The sequence below is a fragment of the Streptomyces sp. NPDC092045 genome, from assembly GCF_044756005.1.
In the GTDB taxonomy this organism is placed as follows: Bacteria; Actinomycetota; Actinomycetes; order Streptomycetales; family Streptomycetaceae; genus Streptomyces.
On sequence record NZ_JBIVSC010000022.1, the window covers coordinates 47397 to 65356 of the forward strand.

A 17960-nucleotide genomic window follows, 5' to 3' on the forward strand; every position below is an offset into this window, starting at 1 on the left:
GGGCGGGCGGGCCGGTCAGTCGAACCACCGGTCCCGCGAAAGCTCCTCCGTGCGGGTCGGGTCCTCCAGGAGGGCCGCGACCTCGAAGCGGCGGGGCCACTGGCCGGCGGCCCAGGCGAGGCCGGCGGCGACGCCTTCGAGGGTGGCGGCGTGGACGGTGCCGTCGGGGGTGCGGCGCCAGTCGAGTTCGGTGCCGCCCGCGCGGAGCTCCTCGTGCTCGACGTAGAAGCCGGGGGTGGCGGTGCCGAGGAGGGCCGTCACGGAGTCCGGGACCTCGTGCTCCTCGCCGGCCGTCGTGACGTGCGCCTCGACCGTCTCGCTCAGACGGCGCACCTGGAGCAGCTCGGCCAGGTCGGCCGCCCGGGACGGGGCGACCGGGAGGAGGGGCAGGCCCGCCGTCAGCGGGAGGAGGTCGGGGGCGTCGGCCACCACCGCGTCCGCCGCGTCGACGACGGTCAGGACGCCGTCGACGACCGCCCGCAGCTCGTCCGGGAGGGTCACCCGCTCCGGGTCGAGGTCCGCGAGGGCCGTGTAGAGGGCGTGCAGCTGCGGGGCCGTCACCACGCGGTCCGGGTCCGCCAGGCGGCCCAGGAGCTCCGCCGCGCCGCCCGGCTCGTCCAGGAGCGCGGACACCGAGGTGCGGACGCCGAGGGCCCGCAGGACCTGCTCGTCGTCGAAGCCGGTCGCGTCGGCGGAGTCGTACAGGCCGATCAGGAGGGGGTCGGTACCGGCGGCGCGCAGTCCGGCCGGGCGGCGGCCGTCCAGTACGGGGTGGTCGCGGAGCCACCAGGCCGTGTACGGGCGGACCGTCTCCGTCGTGCCGTCCGGCAGGAGGACCCGTACGGGCTGGATCAGGGCGTCCCTCAGGGGCGGCACCGCGAGCAGGGCGAGCGCCTGCGGCCAGGCGTCGTCGTCGACCAGGTCCAGGTCCCGCACGGCGGCGATCTCCGTCGCCACCGGCGGCACCGGGGTCTGCGGGAGGCGGTCGAGGACGTCCTCGCACCACACGTCGACCGCGTCGAGGAGCCCGGCGTCGTCCGGCTCCGGGTAGTCGCCCTCGCGGGGCTCGACCTCGTCCGGATCGAGGACGAGGTCGCTCGTGCGGACCAGCGCGAAGGTGGCGAGCACCCCGCACGCGGTGAGGGGCTGCTCGCCCCAGCGGGCGGCGAGGCCGGCGTCCACGAAGGCGATCTCGTCCTGGCGGACGACGGCGGCGAAGGGCGAGCCGGGCAGGACGAGTTCGCCGGCCGGGGCGAGTTCGCCGTCCTCGTCGGGGAGGGCGAGCGCGCCCAGCCACGGCTCCTCGCCCGGGGCGAGGTCCGCGTCGCGGACCAGACCGAGGACGGTCTCGGCCAGCTCCTCGGCGTCCAGGGCGTCGACGTCCTCGTCCCAGACCTCGCCCACGTCGAGGGAGGCGGCGACCGCGAGCCGCACCTGGTGGGTCGTCAGGATCGCGCGGGGCGTGGCGGGCAGGGCGCCCAGCTTCTCCAGGAGCGGGTGGGCGGCGTCCGGGTGCGCCACCTTCAGGCCGAGCCGGGCCAGCTCGGGCGGGGTGCCCTCCTGCGGGAGGAGGACCTGGCGGGGGCCGATCGCCGTGCGGGGGCGGGTGCCCTCCGTCTCCTCCGCCAGCGGCACCGGCAGGCCCGTGAGCCGGTCCGGGTCGACGCCCGCGAGGGAGTCGTACAGGCGCCACCACCAGCCGGCGGGCCGGTCGACCCCGGCCAGGCGGTCGATCGCCTCGGTCAGCGGGACCCGGCCGACGCCGAGCGTGCGCAGCTCCGGGCGGCGCTCCAGACCGGCCGGGAGGAGCGTCGGGAAGACCTCCGCGAGCACGTTCACGGTGTCCGCGCCCGCGCCCTCCACGACCTCCGCCTCGATCGGGCGGAGCGCGGGCAGCTCCTCGGTGGGGACGGCGGGCGCCAGGAACCCGACGCGCGGCAGCCGGTCGAGGATCGCCTCGCGCAGCGCCCCGTCGAGCGGGCCCTTGCCGAACGGGCCGGGCACGAGGTCGAGCGCGGCGGTCGTCACCGGCCGCCAGTCGGCGAGCAGTTCGGCGTACGCGTCGGCCGCCCGCTGCACCAGGAAGTCGGTGAGCGGTCCGGGCGCCGGGTGGCGGCGGGCGGTGTCGAGCGGCAGGGAGGCGATGAGGAGGGCGGGGATGCCCAGGGGTTCGTCCGTGGGGGTCGGGGCGTGCACGACCGGGGTGGTCTGCGGGTAGCGCGGGGCTCCCGCGTCGTCCACGGGCACGGCCCAGGTGACCGACCAGTGGGGGCGCAGGCGCTCCTCGACCGGGCGGTCCGCGAGGAGCTCGGGGTCGAGCGGGCCGCCGTGGCCGACGGTCCGCCAGCGGTGCGTGCCGCTCGCGGAGTCCTCGACGCGGACGTAGCCGTCGGCCTCGGAGCGGCGGAGCGTTCGTACACCTTCGGGTGTCTCCACGACGACCTCGGACAGACCCGGAAGAGTGAGCAGCAGGGCGTCGTCGATCGAGGAGAGGAGGCGCTCGGTGAGGTCGTGGGCGGCCGCGTCGCGCAGCGGCAGGACGACGACGGTGTCGTATCCGTCGGGCGCGGTGCCCTCGGCGGGCAGCGGGAGGCGGAGCAGCGGCACGTGGCCGTCGCGGCGGCGCAGTTCGTCGCCGAGGCCCGGGCTGTGGCGGGCGGCGTCGGCGGCCAGTTCGCGGGCTTCGGCGAGGGACCAGCGGACGCCGCCGTGGCGGCCGAGGAGGGCGGGCTCGTCGGTGACGGCGAGGACGGCGGCGAAGCCGACGCCGAAGCGGCCCACGGCCCCCGTGTCCCCCTCGCCGCCCTGCTCGCGCTTGGCGGAGGCGCGGAGGGTGGACAGCGACTCGACGCCCGTGGCGTCCAGCGGGGCGCCGGTGTTGGCGGCGGCCAGGACGGCCGGGCCCTCGTGGTCCGCCGGGTGCAGGGTGAGGCGGAGGCGGCCGGGGACGCCGGCGCGGCGGGCGGCGTCGGCGGCGTTCTGGGCCAGCTCGACGACCAGCCGGTCGCGGTAGCCGCCGAGCGCGAGGTCCTCCTCGGCGTTGGCGTCCTCCCGGAACCTGGCGGACGAGGCCCCCCAGGTGTCGAGGACGCCGCGGCGGAGCCGTGCGGTGCCGAAGGGGTCGGTTCCGTCGGTCGTCGTCCGGACGCTGACGCTCACGTCTGACTCCACTCTGCGGTGCGGTGAATCGGGGCGGGACCGGGACGGTGCCGCTCCCGGGTCCGGGGCCGGTCCGGCGGAGCGGGGCCGGGGGGACGCGGCGCCCGGCGGTGCGCCGCACGGCGCCGGGAGGGCACGACGACCGAGCCGTCGTGCCGTCCCGGCGACGCGGCGCGGTGCCGTGCCGGACGTCGCGGCCCCGGCCCCGATCCGCCGGACGGGCCCAGGGTCCCCGGACCGGAGGTCCCGGGGGCCCGAAGGTACCGCGCCGCGCGGCACCGCCCTCCCCGCGGAGGGCCGCCGCTACGAGTGGCCCAGGTCCTCCAGGACCTCGTCCGGTTCCGTCGTGGAGCCGGAGTCCCTGGAGGGACGGAGGGGGAAGGCGTCGACGGCCGTCGAGTCGTGGACCGGGGGCGCGGGGCGCGGCGGCTTCGGCATGACGGCGGCCTCCGAGTGGCCCCCGCAGCCGTACGCCAGGGAGACGACCCGGCCGTCCGCCGGGGAGAACTCGTTGGCGCAGATGCCGAAGGCCTGCTTCAGGGAGCCGTCCAGCGGCACCAGGAAGGCGCAGGACTCGCAGGTGGCGGGGGCCGCCTGCGCCATCGGGGTCTTGGCGCCGAAGGCCTCGTCCCAGCGGTCCGCGGCCACGTGCAGGCCGTAGCGGGACAGGACGCGGGCCCGGCGCATGCCGAGCTCGTCGGCGACCGACGCGATCGCGCCCCGCGAGGGGGTGCGGGTCACGATCTCGGCGTCCTCGACGTCGAGGTGGTCCGCCAGCTCCTCCGAGACCGCGGAGTTCGGCGGGGGCACGTCCTCGCCGGTGTAGCCGGGCTCCAGGCGCGGGTCGTCCTGCTCGGTCGGCAGCAGGTCGCCCGGGCCCATGTCGCCGGGGCGCAGCCGCTCGCTCCACGGCACCCACTCGGGGGCGAGGAGGGAGTCGGGTCCCGGCAGCAGGACGGTTTCGTCGAGCGTGACGTTCTTGGCGCGGGAGGCGCGCGCCACGGTCACCGCCCAGCGCCAGCCCCGGTAGCCGGGCTCCTTGCACTCGAAGAAGTGGGTGACGACGCGGTCGCCCTCCGCGAGGACCTCCACGTGGGCGCCCACGATCCCCGGCGCGGCCGCCTCCTCGGCGGCCTCCCGGGCGAGTTCCACCGCCTCGGCGCACAGGCGGTCGGGGGTACGCGTGGTTCGCGGGGCACGCGGGGTACCGCTTCGCGTCGTCGCAGCACTCACAGGTATCGCTTCTCTCCTACGCCGTCTCACAGGTGCGCCGGCCGGGAGGCGGGAGCGAAGCAACGGGCGGCGGGCGGAGCGGACCAGAGGGCCGCATCGACGTCCGCACCCGACGTGTCTCGCGCGTCTCGGGCACACCTAACGCCATCCATTCTGCGGGATGCCGAAGAGGCGCGCGGCCGAGAGCTTCCGCCGGTGACGCGCTACGCACGCTACCCCGTTCGCGGGCCTCCGCCCACCTGCCCGCCCCAAGAGGGCCGCATCGCGGACGGCGGGACCGGTCGCGAAGCCCCGGGAACGGCCGGCCGGACCGCGCGCGTGTCCGGCTGCGGAGACCCGGGAACGACCGGACGGACAGCGTGCGCGCCCGGTCGCGGAGCCACGGAAACGACAAGGCGGACCGCGCGCGTGTCCGGCCAGGGGGACCCGGAAACGACGGGACGGACAGCATGCGCGCCCGGTCGCGGAGCCACGGGAACGACGGGGCGGACCATGTGCGTCCGGTCGTGGCGGCCCGGGACCACCGCGTCGGCCGTACGGTCCACGGGCGGCGGAACCACGGCCCCGGCCGGCCGCACCGGCCGACGGCGCGCCCCCGTCCCCGGCGCGGTCGCGACACGCCCGGCGCGCGGGTCCGTTCGAGCGGGTCTCCGGCGCGCCTCCGGCTCCTCCGCCGGGCCGCACACGGTCCGGCCGGTCCGGATGTATCCCGCGTCACGCCACGGTTCGGCCCCCGACCTTGGGGCACTATGACGGGGTGGCAGCCGCACGGTCCCCCGCACGATCCGAGGATCACGCCGGGCCGCTCCGGAGAGCGGGCCGGGCGGTCGGGCGTGCCCTGCACCTGCCGTTCACCGGCACGGCGAAGGGCATCCGGAAGGCCACGCACGCGCACGGCGCGGGCGAGTCGGGGCTCGGCAAGCTGATCGAGCTGCACGCCGTGAACGGCGCCGGGGACGTCATGATCACCGTCGCCCTCGCCTCCACCGTCTTCTTCTCCGTGCCGACCGACGAGGCCCGTGGCCGCGTCGCCCTCTACCTCGCCATCACCATGGCCCCGTTCACCCTCCTCGCGCCCGTGATCGGCCCGCTCCTGGACCGCATCCCGCACGGCCGGCGCGCGGCGATGGCGGGCGCGATGGGGACGCGCGCGGTGCTGGCGATCATGATGTCCGGGGCCGTCGCGACCGGCGGGATCGAGCTGTACCCGGCGGCGCTCGGCGTGCTCGTGGCCTCCAAGGCGTACGGGGTGGTCCGCAGCGCGGTCGTGCCCCGGCTGCTGCCACCGGACTTCTCGCTGGTGAAGGCGAACTCCAGAGTCACCCTGGCCGGGCTGCTGGCCACCGGGATCGCCGCGCCCGTCGGGGCGGGGCTCCAGATGATCGGGCCGGGCTGGCCGCTGTACGGCGCGTGCGCGCTGTTCCTGCTCGGCGTGTTCTGGGCGCTGCGGATGCCGCCGAAGGTGGACTCCGCGAAGGGCGAACGGCGGGCGCACCTGCTGACGCACGGCGAGAAGAAGCCGAGCCTGCGGACGGTCGGCCCGGCGGTCCTGCACGGCCTGGCGGCCAACGCGGCCCAGCGCATGCTGTCCGGCTTCCTGATCTTCTTCCTGGCGTTCCTGCTGCGCGAGCACCCGCTCTCGGGGCAGAGCGCCGCCGTCTCCCTCGGCATCGTGGGCGTGGCGGCGGGCGTCGGCAACGCGTGCGGGACGGCGGTCGGCTCGCTGCTCCGGGACCGGGGCCACGGTCCGGAGGTGATCATCGCCACGATGATCAGCGTGGTCCTGGGCACCGCCGTCTGCACGGCGATCTTCTTCGGCGGCGTGATGGTCGCCGTCCTCGGCGCGGTCGCGGGCCTCACCCAGGCCCTGTCGAAGCTGTCCCTGGACGCGCTGATCCAGCGGGACGTGCCGGAGGTGGTGCGCACCTCGGCGTTCGCGCGCTCCGAGACCGCGCTCCAGATGGCGTGGGTGGTGGGCGGCGCGATCGGCATCGCGCTCCCCCTGAACGGCACCCTCGGCATGTCCGTCGCCGCCGCGATCCTGGCCCTGGGCGCCCTCCTGGCCGTCCGCGGCCTGCTCTCGGCCGCCCGCCGCCCGGGCCCGAAGAACCGTTCGAAGACCCGGGTGGCGTGACCGGACGGCGACCCGGGACGTGACCGGTCGGTGGCCCGGGGCGCGGACGGACGGCGGTGCGGCGACCCGGGACGTGACCGGACGGCGACCCGGGGCACGGACGGACGGCGGGCCCCAGCGACGTCTCGGTCGGCGTCTCGGGCGGCGTCTCGGGCCGCGCGGAAGGGGCCTCCGGGCGTACGGATGACCCAGCCCGTCCGGTACCGGGAGGCGGCACGCCGTACCCCCGCGTGGCGCGGAAGCGACGGCCCGATAGCCTTCGGCTCATGACCGTTGCGTTCTTCTCCGGCTCGCGCCGCCGGACCGCCGTCGCCCTCGGGGCCGTCTCCGCCGGGCTCCTCGTCCTCTCCGCATGCGACAAGCCGACCCCGATCGCGACCCTGACGGTCGGATCCGACTCGGTCCACTCCGAGGCCGCCTGCTACAACGACGGCGACGCCATCAAGGAGTCGCAGGTCCAGGAGTGCCTCAACAAGAAGGCCGAGAAGACCCTCACCGTCGCACCGGACGACCGGATCCGCTTCGGCGTGGACCCCGAGATCGCCGACAACGGGTGGACGATCTTCCTCGGCGGCCAGCAGGCCGAGGCCGAGCCGTACAAGAAGACCTACCGGACCATTCCGGCCAGCGCCTTCTTCTCCAGCCAGAGCGGCGAGACCCTGGACAAGGCCCAGGTGACCATCGTCGAGAACACCGGCAAGAAGCTGACCGGCATCTGGCACTTCCAGCTGAAGAAGGAATCCTGATCCGCCGGTGGTCCACCGGATCCTGATCGTGACGGCCGTGGCGGCGGAGGCGGACTCCGTCACCGCCGGCCTCGCCGCCGTCTCGACCGCCGCCCCGGAGCGCGTCCCGCTGCCCGGGGGCTTCGTCCTGCGCCGCCACGCGGACGGGGACCGCGCGCGCGTCGACGTCCTGGTCGGCGGGGTCGGCCCCGCGGCCGTCGCCGCCGCGACGGGAACGGCCCTGGCACACGCCTCGGCACACGCTCCGGCGCCGGGCACGGACCACCGGGAACGCCCCTACGACCTCGTCGTCTCCGCCGGTATCGCCGGCGGGTTCCAGCCGTCCGCCCCGCTCGGGACCCTCGTCGTCTCGTCCGCGATCGTCGCCGCCGACCTCGGGGCGGAGACCCCCGACGGGTACCTCGCCGTCGACGAGCTCGGCTTCGGACGGTCCGTCCACCCCGTGCCCGGGGCGCTGACCGGCCGCCTCCGCGCCGCCCTGGCCGCCGACGGCCTGCCGTGCGCCGTCGCGCCCGTCCTCACCGTCTCCACCGTCACCGGCAGCGCCCGGCGCGCCGCCGAGCTGGCCGGGCGGCACCCCGGGGCCGCCGCCGAGGCGATGGAGGGCTTCGGCGTCGCCGAGGCCGCCGCCGCGTACGGCGTGCCCGTCCTCGAACTCCGGGCCGTGTCGAACGCCGTCGGCCCCCGCGACCGCGCAGCCTGGCGCATCGGCGACGCCCTGGACGCGCTCCGCCGGGCCGCCGGAGCACTGAGCCGCACCGTCCCCGTGGAGACGCCGTGAAACTGAAGATCGCCTACTCGCCCTGCCCGAACGACACCTTCGTCTTCGACGCCTGGGCCCACGACCGCGTCCCCGGCGCGCCCCGGCTCGACGTGACCTTCGCCGACATCGACGTCACCAACGGCTGGGCCGAGAGCGGCACCGACGCGCACGACGTCCTCAAGGTGTCGTACGCCGTGCTGCCCTGGATCCTCGACGAGTACGCCCTGCTGCCCTGCGGCGGCGCGCTGGGCCGGGGCTGCGGGCCGCTCGTCCTGACCCGGGACGCCGGAACGGGCGCCGACCTGGCCGGGAGGACCGTCGCCGTGCCGAGCGAGCGCTCGACCGCGTACCTGCTGTTCCGGCTGTGGGCGGCCGAGGCCGTGCCCGGCGGGGTCGGCGAGGTGGTCGTGATGCCGTTCCACGAGATCATGCCCGCCGTCCGCGACGGCAAGGTCGACGCGGGGCTCGTCATCCACGAGGCCCGCTTCACGTACCAGGAGTACGGGCTGCACCGGCTCGCCGACATGGGCGAGCACTGGGAGACGACGACGGGCCTGCCGATCCCGCTCGGCGCGATCGTCGCCCGCCGCTCGCTCGGCGCGGAGACCCTCCGGCTGCTCGCCGACGCGGCCCGCGCGTCCGTGCGGATGGCCTGGGACGACCCGGCCGCCTCCCGGCCGTACGTCATGGAGCACGCGCAGGAGATGGACCCGAAGGTGGCGGACCAGCACATCGGCCTGTACGTGAACGAGTTCACGGCCGACCTCGGCGAGCACGGGTACGCGGCGGTGCGCGGGCTGCTCACCCGCGCCGCGGCCGAGGGACTCGTACCGCCCCTCGGCCCGGACGCGCTGTCGTTCCCCTAGGGCCTGTCCGGCGGATCATGGCCGGGGTCGCGTCGCCTGGCACGGCACCTCGCCGCGTTGCCGAAACGTCCCGATAGCTCCGCTATCGAACCGCTCCGGCGCCTTGCGAGCCACCGCACCAGACGCCGCGTCCTATCCGACCCTGATCCGCCGGACAGACCCTAGGCGTCTAGACGTCGAGCTGGTCCGCGACCGCCCGCAGCAGGCCGGCGATCTTCTTGCCCGCCGCCTTCTCCGGGTAGCGGCCGCGCTCCAGCATCGGCGTGATGTTCTCGAGGAGCGTCGTCAGGTCCTGCACGATGGACGCGAGTTCGTCGGGCTTGCGGCGCTGGGCCGCGGCGACGGACGGGGTGGGGTCGAGGATCGTGACGGACAGCGCCTGGTCGCCGCGCTGGCCGGCGACGACGCCGAACTCCACCCGCTGGCCCGGCTTCAGCGCCTCGACTCCGGCGGGGAGCACCGACGAGTGGACGAAGACGTCGCCGCCGTCGTCACGGGAGAGGAAGCCGAAGCCCTTCTCGCTGTTGAACCATTTCACCTTGCCGGTAGGCACGTCCGTCCTCGTCCTCGTCGATGGGGATGGCAAACGGCGGGTCGACCGACCCGCCGGCACCAAGGCTAATGGTCCGGAGGCCGGTGACAAGACGTCGCCGATGTGTTCCTACGGCCTGGGAACTACCCTGGTCGAATGCGTAGTGAAACCCGCGCCGTGCCGGTGGACGACAGCGCCCCGGGCGACGGCCTCGTCAAGGCCGGCGGCATCCTCTTCGTGATCGGCGCGGTCGCGACGCTGATCACCGTGGCTCCGCTGTTCCTCGGGACGGACCCGTTCCCCACCGTCGCGTACACCGTCTCCATGCTGATGGGGGTCGGATTCCTCGTCGCCGCCGCCGGGGTGATGCGCTCGATCGCGGCCCAGCGCCGCCAGGCCAAGGCCGGTACGGGCCCGTCCGCTCAGGCCCGGTAGGCCTCCCACCAGGCACGGAAGTCCGTCAGGTCCGCCAGGACCACGTCCGCGCCGGCCTCCCGCAGCTCCTCGGCGGGGCAGGGGCCGGTCGCCACGGCCACCGAGAGGGCGCCCGCCGCGGCGGCGCCCCGGACGTCGCCGGTGTGGTCGCCCACGTACACCCGGGCGCCGTGGGCGCGCAGGGCCTCCGCCTTGCCCTCGGCCCACAGGCCGCCGACGACCGCGTCGGGCTCGATGCCGAGGCGCTCGAAGTGCAGTTCGGCGTGCGGGCCGTTCTTGGCGGTGACGACGAGCGTCCGGCCGCCCGCCTCGCGGACGGCCAGGAGCGCGTCCTCGGCGCCCGGCATCGGGACGGTGGGCCCGATCGCGTACTCCGGGTAGAGCGCGCGGTAGCGGGAGACCATCTCCGGGACGCGCTCCTGCGGGAACCAGTACGCCATCTCGTGTTCGAGCGGCGGTCCGAGGCGGGTCACGACGAGGTCGGCGTCGATCGCGGCGCCGGTCTCGGCGGCGAACGCCTCCCACGTGGCCTTGATGCCGGGGCGGGTGTCGAGGAGGGTCAGGTCGAGGTCGAAGCCGACGGTGAGGGGCGCGTCCGGAGAGGTCATGGCCCCCATTCTGGTCCAGGCGGGGCGGGTGTTCGGGGGCCGGTCCGGGCGTTCGGGGCGGGGCGGGGGTGTGCCCGGGTGTTCGGGGGTCGGTTCGTCCGGGGCCGTGTCCTGGGTGTTCGGGAGGCAGGCGGGGGCGTGCCCGGGTGTTCGGGTCGGGTTCGGGGTCGGGGTCGGGGGCGTGCCCGGGTGTTCGGGGCGGGGCCGGGGCCGGGGTCGGGGCCGTGCTCGGGTGTTCGGGGGTCGGTTCGTCCGGGGCCGTGCCCGGGTGTTCGGGGGTCGGTTCGTCCGGGGCCGTGCCCGGGTGTTCGGGAGGCAGGCGGGGGCGTGCCCGGGTGTTCGGGTCGGGGTCGGGGTCGGGGTCGGGGTCGCGCCCGGGTGTTCGGGGCGGGGTCGGGATCGGGGTCGCGCCCGGATGTTCGGGTCGGGGTCGGGGCCGTGCCCGGTGAGCGGTGTCCTGGGCGGCGGTCCGGTGTCTCAGTGCTTGCGGGAGCGCCACAGCAGGAACAGGGCCGACGCGACCGCCGCCCCCCGCAGGACCCACGGCCAGGTCTCGGCGACCGCCGCGCCCATCGCCTCGCCGCCCGGGACCACCGGGTCGCCCCAGCGGCCCTGGACGCGGCCCCACAGCCAGAGCGTCCCGGCACCGGCGGCGAGGCCCGGGATCACCAGGACCGCGCCCCTGACCTCGCCGGGGGTCAGCCGGCGGGAGGCGTACGCGAGGAGCCAGCCCGCGGCGAGGGCGAGGAGCGAGCCGAAGACGGCGCCGCCGAGCAGGAGCAGCGCGGCGAGCAGCACGAAGGGGTTGGCGAGGCGGGGGCGGGGCGGGACCTCCGCCACCGGCGCCTCCGCCTCGGGGGCCGGGGCCCGGTCCTTGCGCCGCCGCAGGAACCGGATGGACATCCGGCGCTTCCCCGGCGCGGAGGCCCCGGCCTCCTCCTCTTCCCCATCCTCCTCGGGGGCGGGCGGCACGAAGAGGTCCGGGCGCTCGATCCCCCCGAAGAAGCCGGGGACGCCGTCGGCGTCCTCCGTCCGCCACCAGTCGGGCTCCTCCGGGCCGTCGAAGGCGCCCCGCTCCGCCCCGCCGTGGAACAGCGGCCGGCCCGGGGCCGACACGCCGGGACGCGGTGCCGGGATTCCGGGCCTGTCGGGGGCGGATCCCTCGCGGGGCGGCCGGGCGTCGCGGTCCGCACGTCCCCCGGAGCCCTTACGGGTGCCGGAACTCTCATGGGTGCCGGAGCCCTTACGGGGATCGGGTCCCTTACGGAGGTCGGAGCCCTTACGGGGATCGGAGCCCTTACGGCCGTCCGGGGCCGACCGGCCCGTCCGGCCCGCTCCACCCGCCCGGCCGGCCGCCGGGGCGTCCCCGGACCCTCCTCCCCCCGTACCGTCCTTCTTCCGCGTACGGGAGGAGTCGCCCCGCTCCGGGCCGCCCCCGCGCGGCTGCGGCACCGGGCCCCGGGCCTCCCCCGGCGTCCCGGCGTCCCCCGGCGCCCGCCGGGCGCCCGCGCGGTCCACGATCTCGTCCGGGGTGCCCAGGTCGCCGAGGATGCCCCGTACCGACGCGGGGGTCTCCTCGCCGTGGGTGGCGCGCCGGCGGTCGATCTCGTTCCGGAGCGTCGACACGAGCCGCATGCGGTCGCCCGCCGGCAGGTGGCGCTGCTGGGCCAGATCGCCGACCCGGCTCAGGTAGTCGTAGACCAACTGGTCGCTCTCGATGCCCACGGTGCCCCTCCACGGCCGGTTCGCCCGGTACGGCCCGACGTTAGCGCCTGCGCAGCGGTTAACGTGGTCCGGATGGGGATCGGTGGGCTCGACCGGGAGGCGCACGTGGCCGAGGGAACAGGCGCCGCCGCGGCGCCCCGCACGCTCGCGGAGGCGCTCCGCGCCCGGGGGGACGAGGGGCTCGCCGCGCTGCTGCGCGCCCGCCCGGACCTGCTGAACCCCGTGCCGAACGACCTGACGCAGCTCGCGACCCGGGCCGGCACGCGGGGCTCGGTGGTGCGGGCCCTGGAGCGGCTCGACCGGTTCGCGCTCCAGACGGCCGAGGCGCTCGCCGTCGCCCCCGACCCGGCCCCGTACCCCGTGCTCCTCGCCCTGCTCACCGGCGACGAGGGCGATCCGGTGATCGAGGACGCGCTGCCGGGCGCGGTGGCGCTGCTGCGCGAACAGGCCCTCGTGTGGGGCGAGGACGACCGGCTGCGGCTCGTGCGGACCGCGCGCGAACTGCTCTCGCCGTCGCCGCAGCACCCCTCGCCGACCGGGCTCGGACCGACGGTCGCCGAGGCGACGTCCGGCATGTCGCCGGGCCGGGTGCAGGAGATCATCGCGACGGCCGGGCTCGCCGCGACGCACGACCCGGTGTCGGCGGTGGCGGCCCTGACCGGGCTCTTCACCGACCGGACCCGGATGGGCGCGCTCCTCGACGAGGCGCCGCCGGAGGCGCTGGCCGTCCTGGACCGGCTCGTGTGGGGGCCGCCGTACGGCGAGGTGACGGCGAACCCGGCCCCGCCCGTGCGCTGGCTGCGCGACCGGGGCCTGCTGCTCCCGGTGTCGGCGCGGACGGTGGTGCTGCCGCGCGAGGTGGCGCTGCACCTGCGGGGCGGGCGGGCGCACCGGGCGCCGGAGCCGGTGGCGCCGGAGGTGGCCGTGCTGCGCGAGCACCGTCCCCAGGTGGTGGACGGCGCGGCGGCCGGGCAGGCGTACACGGCGCTGGCGACCGTCGAGGAGCTGCTGAAGTCCTGGGACAAGGGAGGCCCGCAGGTGCTGCGGGCGGGCGGGCTCTCCGTGCGGGACCTGCGGCGGACCGCCGCCGCCCTGGACGTGACGGAGCCGGTCGCGGCCTTCTGGCTGGAGCTCTGCCACGGGGCGGGGCTGCTCGCCTCGGACGGGGAGGCGGACGAGCGGTACGCGCCGACGCCCGCCTACGACACCTGGCTGGACCTGCCGCCCGCCGAGCGCTGGGCCCGGCTCGTCGTGCCCTGGCTCGCCTCGACCCGCACGCCGGGCCTGGCCGGCGGCCAGGACGCGAAGGGGCGCGCCCTCTCGGCGCTCGGCCCGGACCTGGACCGGGCGGCCGCGCCCGAGGTGCGGCACCGGGTGCTCGGCCTCCTGGCGACGCTGCCGCCGGGCGCGGCGGCCGACCCGGAGACGCTGTTCGCGCGGCTGCGGTGGGAACGGCCGCCGCGGGGCTCCGCCGCGGGTCCCGCCGGTCCCGGTCACTCCGGTTCCGGCTCCGGCTCCGGGGGCGAGGAGGGCGCGGGCCCCGCCGTCCCCGACGACCTGCGGTCCCGGCTCGCGCGCTGGTCGCTCGCGGAGGCCGAACTCCTCGGGCTCACCGGCCGGGGCGCCCTGGCGGCCCCGGCGCGGGCGCTGCTCAACCTGCCGCTGGCCGAGGCCGCGTCGCCGGCCGACGAGGGCGGCGGGGTCGAGGAGTCGGTGGCCGCCGAGCGGGCGGCGACGCTGCTCGCGCCGCTGCTGCCCGAGGCCGTCGACCACGTGCTGCTCCAGGCCGACCTGACGGCGGTCGCGCCCGGCCCGCTGCGGCGGCCCCTCGCGGACGCGCTCGCGGTCCTCGCGGACGTGGAGTCGAAGGGTGGCGCGACGGTCTACCGGTTCACGCCCGGCTCCGTGCGGCGGGCCCTGGACTCCGGTCTCGCCGCGTCCGACGTGCACGCGTTCCTCGCCGCCCACTCCCGCACGCCGGTGCCGCAGCCGCTCGCGTACCTCGTGGACGACGTGGCCCGGCGCCACGGGCACCTGCGGGTGGGGGCGGCGTCCGCGTACGTGCGCTGCGACGACGACACCGTCCTCGGCGAGATCCTGGCCGACCGGCGCTCCGCCCCGCTCGGCCTGCGGCGCCTGGCGCCGACGGTGCTCGCCGCGCAGGCGGACCCGGCGGCGCTGCTCGACGGGCTGCGGGCGATGGGGTACGCGCCGGCCGCCGAGTCGGCGGAGGGGGACGTCCTGGTCACCCGCGCCGACGCGTACCGCACGCCCGCGCGGACGGCTCCCGTCCCCGTCCCGGACGGCCCGCCCGCCCCGGACGCGACCCTGCTGCACGCGGCGGTGCGGGCGATCCGGGCGGGCGACCGGGCGGCGACGGCGGTCCGCAGGGAGCCGGCGGCCCCGGCCCCGGCCGGGTCCCTCCCCCGCACCTCGTCCGCCGAGACCCTGGCGACCGTCCAGGCGGCGGCGATGACCGGCTCGGCGGTCTGGATCGGCTACGTGAACGCGGACGGCGCGGCGAGCCAGCGCGTCATCGCCCCGGTCCGCGTGGAGGGCGGCTTCGTGACGGGCTACGACCACACGGCCGACGAGGTGCGCACGTACCCGCTGCACCGGATCACGGGGGTGGCGGAGCTGGCGGACGACTGAAGGGTGTGGCAGGAGGTCGCGTTCGGGCAGGTCGGGGCCTGGTTCGGTGCCGGTCCGGCCAGGCGGTGAGGGCGGGGTCGTTCAGGTGGGCGACGGCCCGCGCCGCGTGGTGGGGGCCGTTGCCGCGCCGGCGGCAGGCGCGGAGGGGCTTGTAGTGCCTCGTGCGGGCGAAGGCGTGCTCGGCGCGGGCCGGGGGGCGTTCGCGGTGCGGGACGACGGGCCCGGTGTCGGCGCGGGCGCCGTCGCCCGGCACGGCGCCCCCCGGCAGACGGCGGCCGGTCACGGCCGGCCGCCGACGGCGGCCGTCCCCCGCGCCCGCTTCGGCGGTCCGGCGCGGTGCTCCGGACCCGCCGCCCGGTCACCGAACGCCAGGTGGTCGGCGACGCTCAGCGCGGCGTAGACCGGGGTGTCCTGGGCGACGAAGCCGACCTTGGCCGGCTGTTCCGCACCCGCCGCGGGACGGCCACCGCACACCTCGATGGTCCCGGCCGTCGGGGTCAGCATGCCGGAGGCCGGTTTCAACGAGGTCGACCTGCCGGCGCCGTTGGGGCCGACCAGGCCGACCACCCGGTCGGCGGGGACGTCCGGATCGCAGTTCCGCAGCGCCCAGCGCTGCTCGTACCTCTTGCCCGGGCCCTGGGCCCGCAGGACCGCGCTCATGCCACGTCCTCTCCGGCCGCGTCGCGAAACGTGCTCGCGAACAGCGCCTCGATGCTCTCGTCGTCGAGCCCGGCCAGGCGGGCCTTGGTCAGCCGGCGCCGCAGCTCCTTCTGGAGCGGCCCGTGCGCGGCGAGCGAGGCATCGGCCGGCGTCCGGGTCACGAACGTCCCGATGCCGGGACGGGCGGCCACCAGACCGTCGTGCTCCAGCTCCCGGTACGCCTTGAGCACCGTGTTCGGGTTGACCGCCGTCTGCCGCGCCACGTCCTTGACCGTCGGCAGCCGGTCCCTCCTCCAGCAGACCCAGGCGCAGTGCGTGCCGAACCTGCTGGTAGGGGGACAGGCCTGACCGGCTGTTCAGGTGGTGTCCGGTCAACGGGGAAGACGCCGCGCCGGCCGGCGGGGCGTCCCACCGGCGCGCGCCGGGCACCCAGGAGGGCCGCCGGCCCCGTACGGGCGTCCCGGGTCCTGCCCGTACCCGTGGCCATGCTGCACACTGGAGGATTGGCCGTCGTCGGAGCGGCCCGGGAAGGACCTGATCGCGCGTGAACGGACCACTGATCGTCCAGAGCGACAAAACGCTGCTCCTGGAGGTCGACCACGAGCTGGCCGAGGCCTGCCGGCGGGCCATCGCGCCCTTCGCGGAGCTGGAGCGGGCGCCGGAGCACATCCACACGTACCGCGTGACGCCGCTCGGGCTGTGGAACGCGCGGGCCGCCGGGCACGACGCCGAGCAGGTCGTGGACGCGCTCGTGGAGTACTCGCGCTACCCCGTGCCGCACGCGCTGCTCGTCGACGTCGCCGAGACGATGGACCGGTACGGGCGCCTCACGCTCTCCAAGCACCCCGTGCACGGGCTCGTGCTCACCACCACCGACCGGCCCGTCCTGGAGGAGATCCTCCGGTCGAAGAAGGTGCAGCCGCTCGTCGGGGAGCGGATCGACCCGGACACCGTGGCCGTGCACCCCTCCGAGCGCGGGCAGATCAAGCAGACCCTGCTGAAGCTGGGCTGGCCGGCCGAGGACCTCGCCGGGTACGTGGACGGGGAGGCGCACCGGATCGACCTCGCCGAGGACGGCTGGAGCCTGCGGCCCTACCAGAAGCAGGCCGTGGAGGGCTTCTGGCACGGCGGTTCCGGCGTCGTCGTGCTGCCCTGCGGCGCGGGCAAGACGCTGGTCGGCGCCGGGGCGATGGCCGAGGCCAAGGCGACCACCCTGATCCTGGTGACCAACACCGTCTCCGCCCGGCAGTGGAAGCACGAGCTGGTGAGGCGGACCTCGCTGACCGAGGACGAGATCGGCGAGTACTCCGGGACGAAGAAGGAGATCCGGCCCGTCACCATCGCCACCTACCAGGTGCTCACGACCCGCCGGAAGGGCGTCTACCCGCACCTGGAGCTGTTCGACTCCCGCGACTGGGGCCTCATCGTCTACGACGAGGTGCACCTGCTGCCCGCGCCCGTCTTCAAGTTCACCGCCGACCTCCAGGCCCGCCGCCGCCTCGGCCTCACCGCGACCCTGGTCCGCGAGGACGGGCGCGAGTCCGACGTGTTCTCGCTGATCGGGCCGAAGCGCTTCGACGCGCCGTGGAAGGAGATCGAGGCGCAGGGCTACATCGCGCCCGCCGACTGCGTCGAGGTCCGGGTGAACCTGACCGACTCCGAGCGGCTCGCGTACGCGACGGCCGAGCCGGAGGAGAAGTACCGCTTCTGCGCGACGACGGCGACGAAGCGGAAGGTGACGGAGGCGCTGGTGAAGAGGTTCGCCGGGCAGCAGACCCTCGTCATCGGGCAGTACATCGACCAGCTCGACGAGCTGGGCGAGCACCTCGACGCGCCGGTCATCAAGGGCGAGACGCCGAACAAGGAGCGGGAGCGGCTCTTCGACGCGTTCCGCACCGGCGAGATCGGCGTGCTGGTCGTCTCGAAGGTCGCGAACTTCTCGATCGACCTGCCCGAGGCGACGGTCGCCATCCAGGTGTCCGGCACCTTCGGTTCCCGGCAGGAGGAGGCCCAGCGCCTGGGCCGCGTGCTGCGGCCGAAGGCCGACGGCCACCAGGCGCACTTCTACTCGGTGGTCGCCCGGGACACCATCGACCAGGACTTCGCGGCGCACCGGCAGCGGTTCCTGGCGGAGCAGGGGTACGCGTACCGGATCGTGGACGCGGACGAGCTGCTGGCGCCGTAGCGCGCGCCGCTCGGTCCAGGGCGGCGAGGGACGGGCCCGCGAACGCCAGGGCGTACTGGGCGGCGACGAGCGCGCGGCGGGGCACGGCGGGGGCCGCCGCGCCCGCAGCGGCGCCGAGGGCCAGGGCCCGGAAGCCGGCGGCGGGGAAGCCGTCGTCCGTGCCGTCGCCCTCGACGGCGTCGATGAGCCCGAGGACGGCGGTGAGCACCAGGCACCCGGCGAGGAGGAGGAACCCGCAGAGCGCGAGGACGCGCGGGGCGCG

The 17960-nt window shown here is 76.4% G+C and carries 13 protein-coding genes and 1 pseudogene; 7 read left to right on the forward strand and 7 right to left on the reverse strand.

What is annotated here, in order from left to right; translation table 11 throughout:
* Positions 1-15 precede the first annotated feature (15 nt).
* Positions 16-3171, reverse strand: a complete 3156-nt coding sequence (locus ACIQKA_RS30820; protein ID WP_402543020.1) for a sacsin N-terminal ATP-binding-like domain-containing protein — start codon at positions 3169-3171, stop codon at positions 16-18.
* Positions 3172-3462: 291 nt separating this feature from the next.
* Complete coding sequence (locus ACIQKA_RS30825; protein WP_383158635.1) at positions 3463-4392, reverse strand: DUF3027 domain-containing protein; 930 nt, start codon at positions 4390-4392, stop codon at positions 3463-3465.
* A gap of 757 nt (positions 4393-5149) precedes the next feature.
* On the opposite strand from ACIQKA_RS30825, the gene ACIQKA_RS30830 reads away from it, so the two are divergent.
* From ACIQKA_RS30830 to ACIQKA_RS30845, 4 genes are all read left to right on the forward strand, one after another.
* Positions 5150-6526, forward strand: coding sequence for an MFS transporter (locus ACIQKA_RS30830; RefSeq protein ID WP_383158637.1), 1377 nt, complete (start codon positions 5150-5152; stop codon positions 6524-6526).
* A gap of 266 nt (positions 6527-6792) precedes the next feature.
* Positions 6793-7272 (forward strand): DUF2771 domain-containing protein, encoded by a 480-nt coding sequence (locus ACIQKA_RS30835; RefSeq protein ID WP_383158640.1) that lies wholly within the window; start codon positions 6793-6795, stop codon positions 7270-7272.
* Between the two features lie 7 nt (positions 7273-7279).
* Complete coding sequence (locus tag ACIQKA_RS30840) at positions 7280-8053, forward strand: futalosine hydrolase (RefSeq protein ID WP_391094343.1); 774 nt, start codon at positions 7280-7282, stop codon at positions 8051-8053.
* Positions 8050-8901 carry a 1,4-dihydroxy-6-naphthoate synthase gene (locus ACIQKA_RS30845; protein WP_383430276.1) on the forward strand — a complete coding sequence of 284 codons (852 nt, stop codon included), beginning with the start codon at positions 8050-8052 and terminating at the stop codon, positions 8899-8901. Before ACIQKA_RS30840 ends, ACIQKA_RS30845 begins: the two co-directional genes overlap by 4 nt.
* Before the next feature lie 169 nt (positions 8902-9070).
* Here ACIQKA_RS30845 and ACIQKA_RS30850 read toward each other — a convergent pair whose 3' ends face one another.
* The gene (locus ACIQKA_RS30850) at positions 9071-9454 is read right to left on the reverse strand and encodes a cold-shock protein (protein ID WP_062753125.1); all 384 of its coding nucleotides are present in this window, start codon (positions 9452-9454) and stop codon (positions 9071-9073) included.
* 135 nt (positions 9455-9589) lie between these two features.
* Between ACIQKA_RS30850 and ACIQKA_RS30855 the strand changes: the two genes are divergently transcribed.
* Positions 9590-9868: a hypothetical protein gene (locus ACIQKA_RS30855; RefSeq protein WP_402543021.1), complete on the forward strand. Its 279-nt coding sequence runs from the start codon at positions 9590-9592 to the stop codon at positions 9866-9868.
* Here the strand turns inward: ACIQKA_RS30855 and ACIQKA_RS30860 are convergent.
* Positions 9856-10485: an HAD family hydrolase gene (locus tag ACIQKA_RS30860; protein WP_383158648.1), complete on the reverse strand. Its 630-nt coding sequence runs from the start codon at positions 10483-10485 to the stop codon at positions 9856-9858. The genes ACIQKA_RS30855 and ACIQKA_RS30860 overlap by 13 nt on opposite strands.
* Before the next feature lie 468 nt (positions 10486-10953).
* Positions 10954-12201: a hypothetical protein gene (locus tag ACIQKA_RS30865; RefSeq protein ID WP_402543022.1), complete on the reverse strand. Its 1248-nt coding sequence runs from the start codon at positions 12199-12201 to the stop codon at positions 10954-10956.
* A 72-nt stretch (positions 12202-12273) separates the two neighbouring features.
* Between ACIQKA_RS30865 and ACIQKA_RS30870 the strand changes: the two genes are divergently transcribed.
* On the forward strand, positions 12274-14853 hold the full coding sequence (locus tag ACIQKA_RS30870; RefSeq protein ID WP_391094338.1) for a helicase-associated domain-containing protein: 2580 nt from the start codon (positions 12274-12276) through the stop codon (positions 14851-14853).
* Positions 14854-15132: 279 nt separating this feature from the next.
* On the opposite strand, the gene ACIQKA_RS30875 is transcribed toward ACIQKA_RS30870, so the two are convergent.
* On the reverse strand, positions 15133-15513 hold the full coding sequence (locus tag ACIQKA_RS30875) for an ATP-binding cassette domain-containing protein (protein WP_391094337.1): 381 nt from the start codon (positions 15511-15513) through the stop codon (positions 15133-15135).
* A pseudogene (locus ACIQKA_RS30880) lies at positions 15510-15888 on the reverse strand (GntR family transcriptional regulator). The gene ACIQKA_RS30875 and the pseudogene ACIQKA_RS30880 overlap by 4 nt, the downstream one beginning before the upstream one ends.
* A 169-nt stretch (positions 15889-16057) precedes the next feature.
* Between ACIQKA_RS30880 and ACIQKA_RS30885 the strand changes: the two are divergent.
* Positions 16058-17698, forward strand: a complete 1641-nt coding sequence (locus tag ACIQKA_RS30885; protein ID WP_383158658.1) for a DNA repair helicase XPB — start codon at positions 16058-16060, stop codon at positions 17696-17698.
* The last annotated feature ends 262 nt before the right edge of the window (positions 17699-17960 follow it).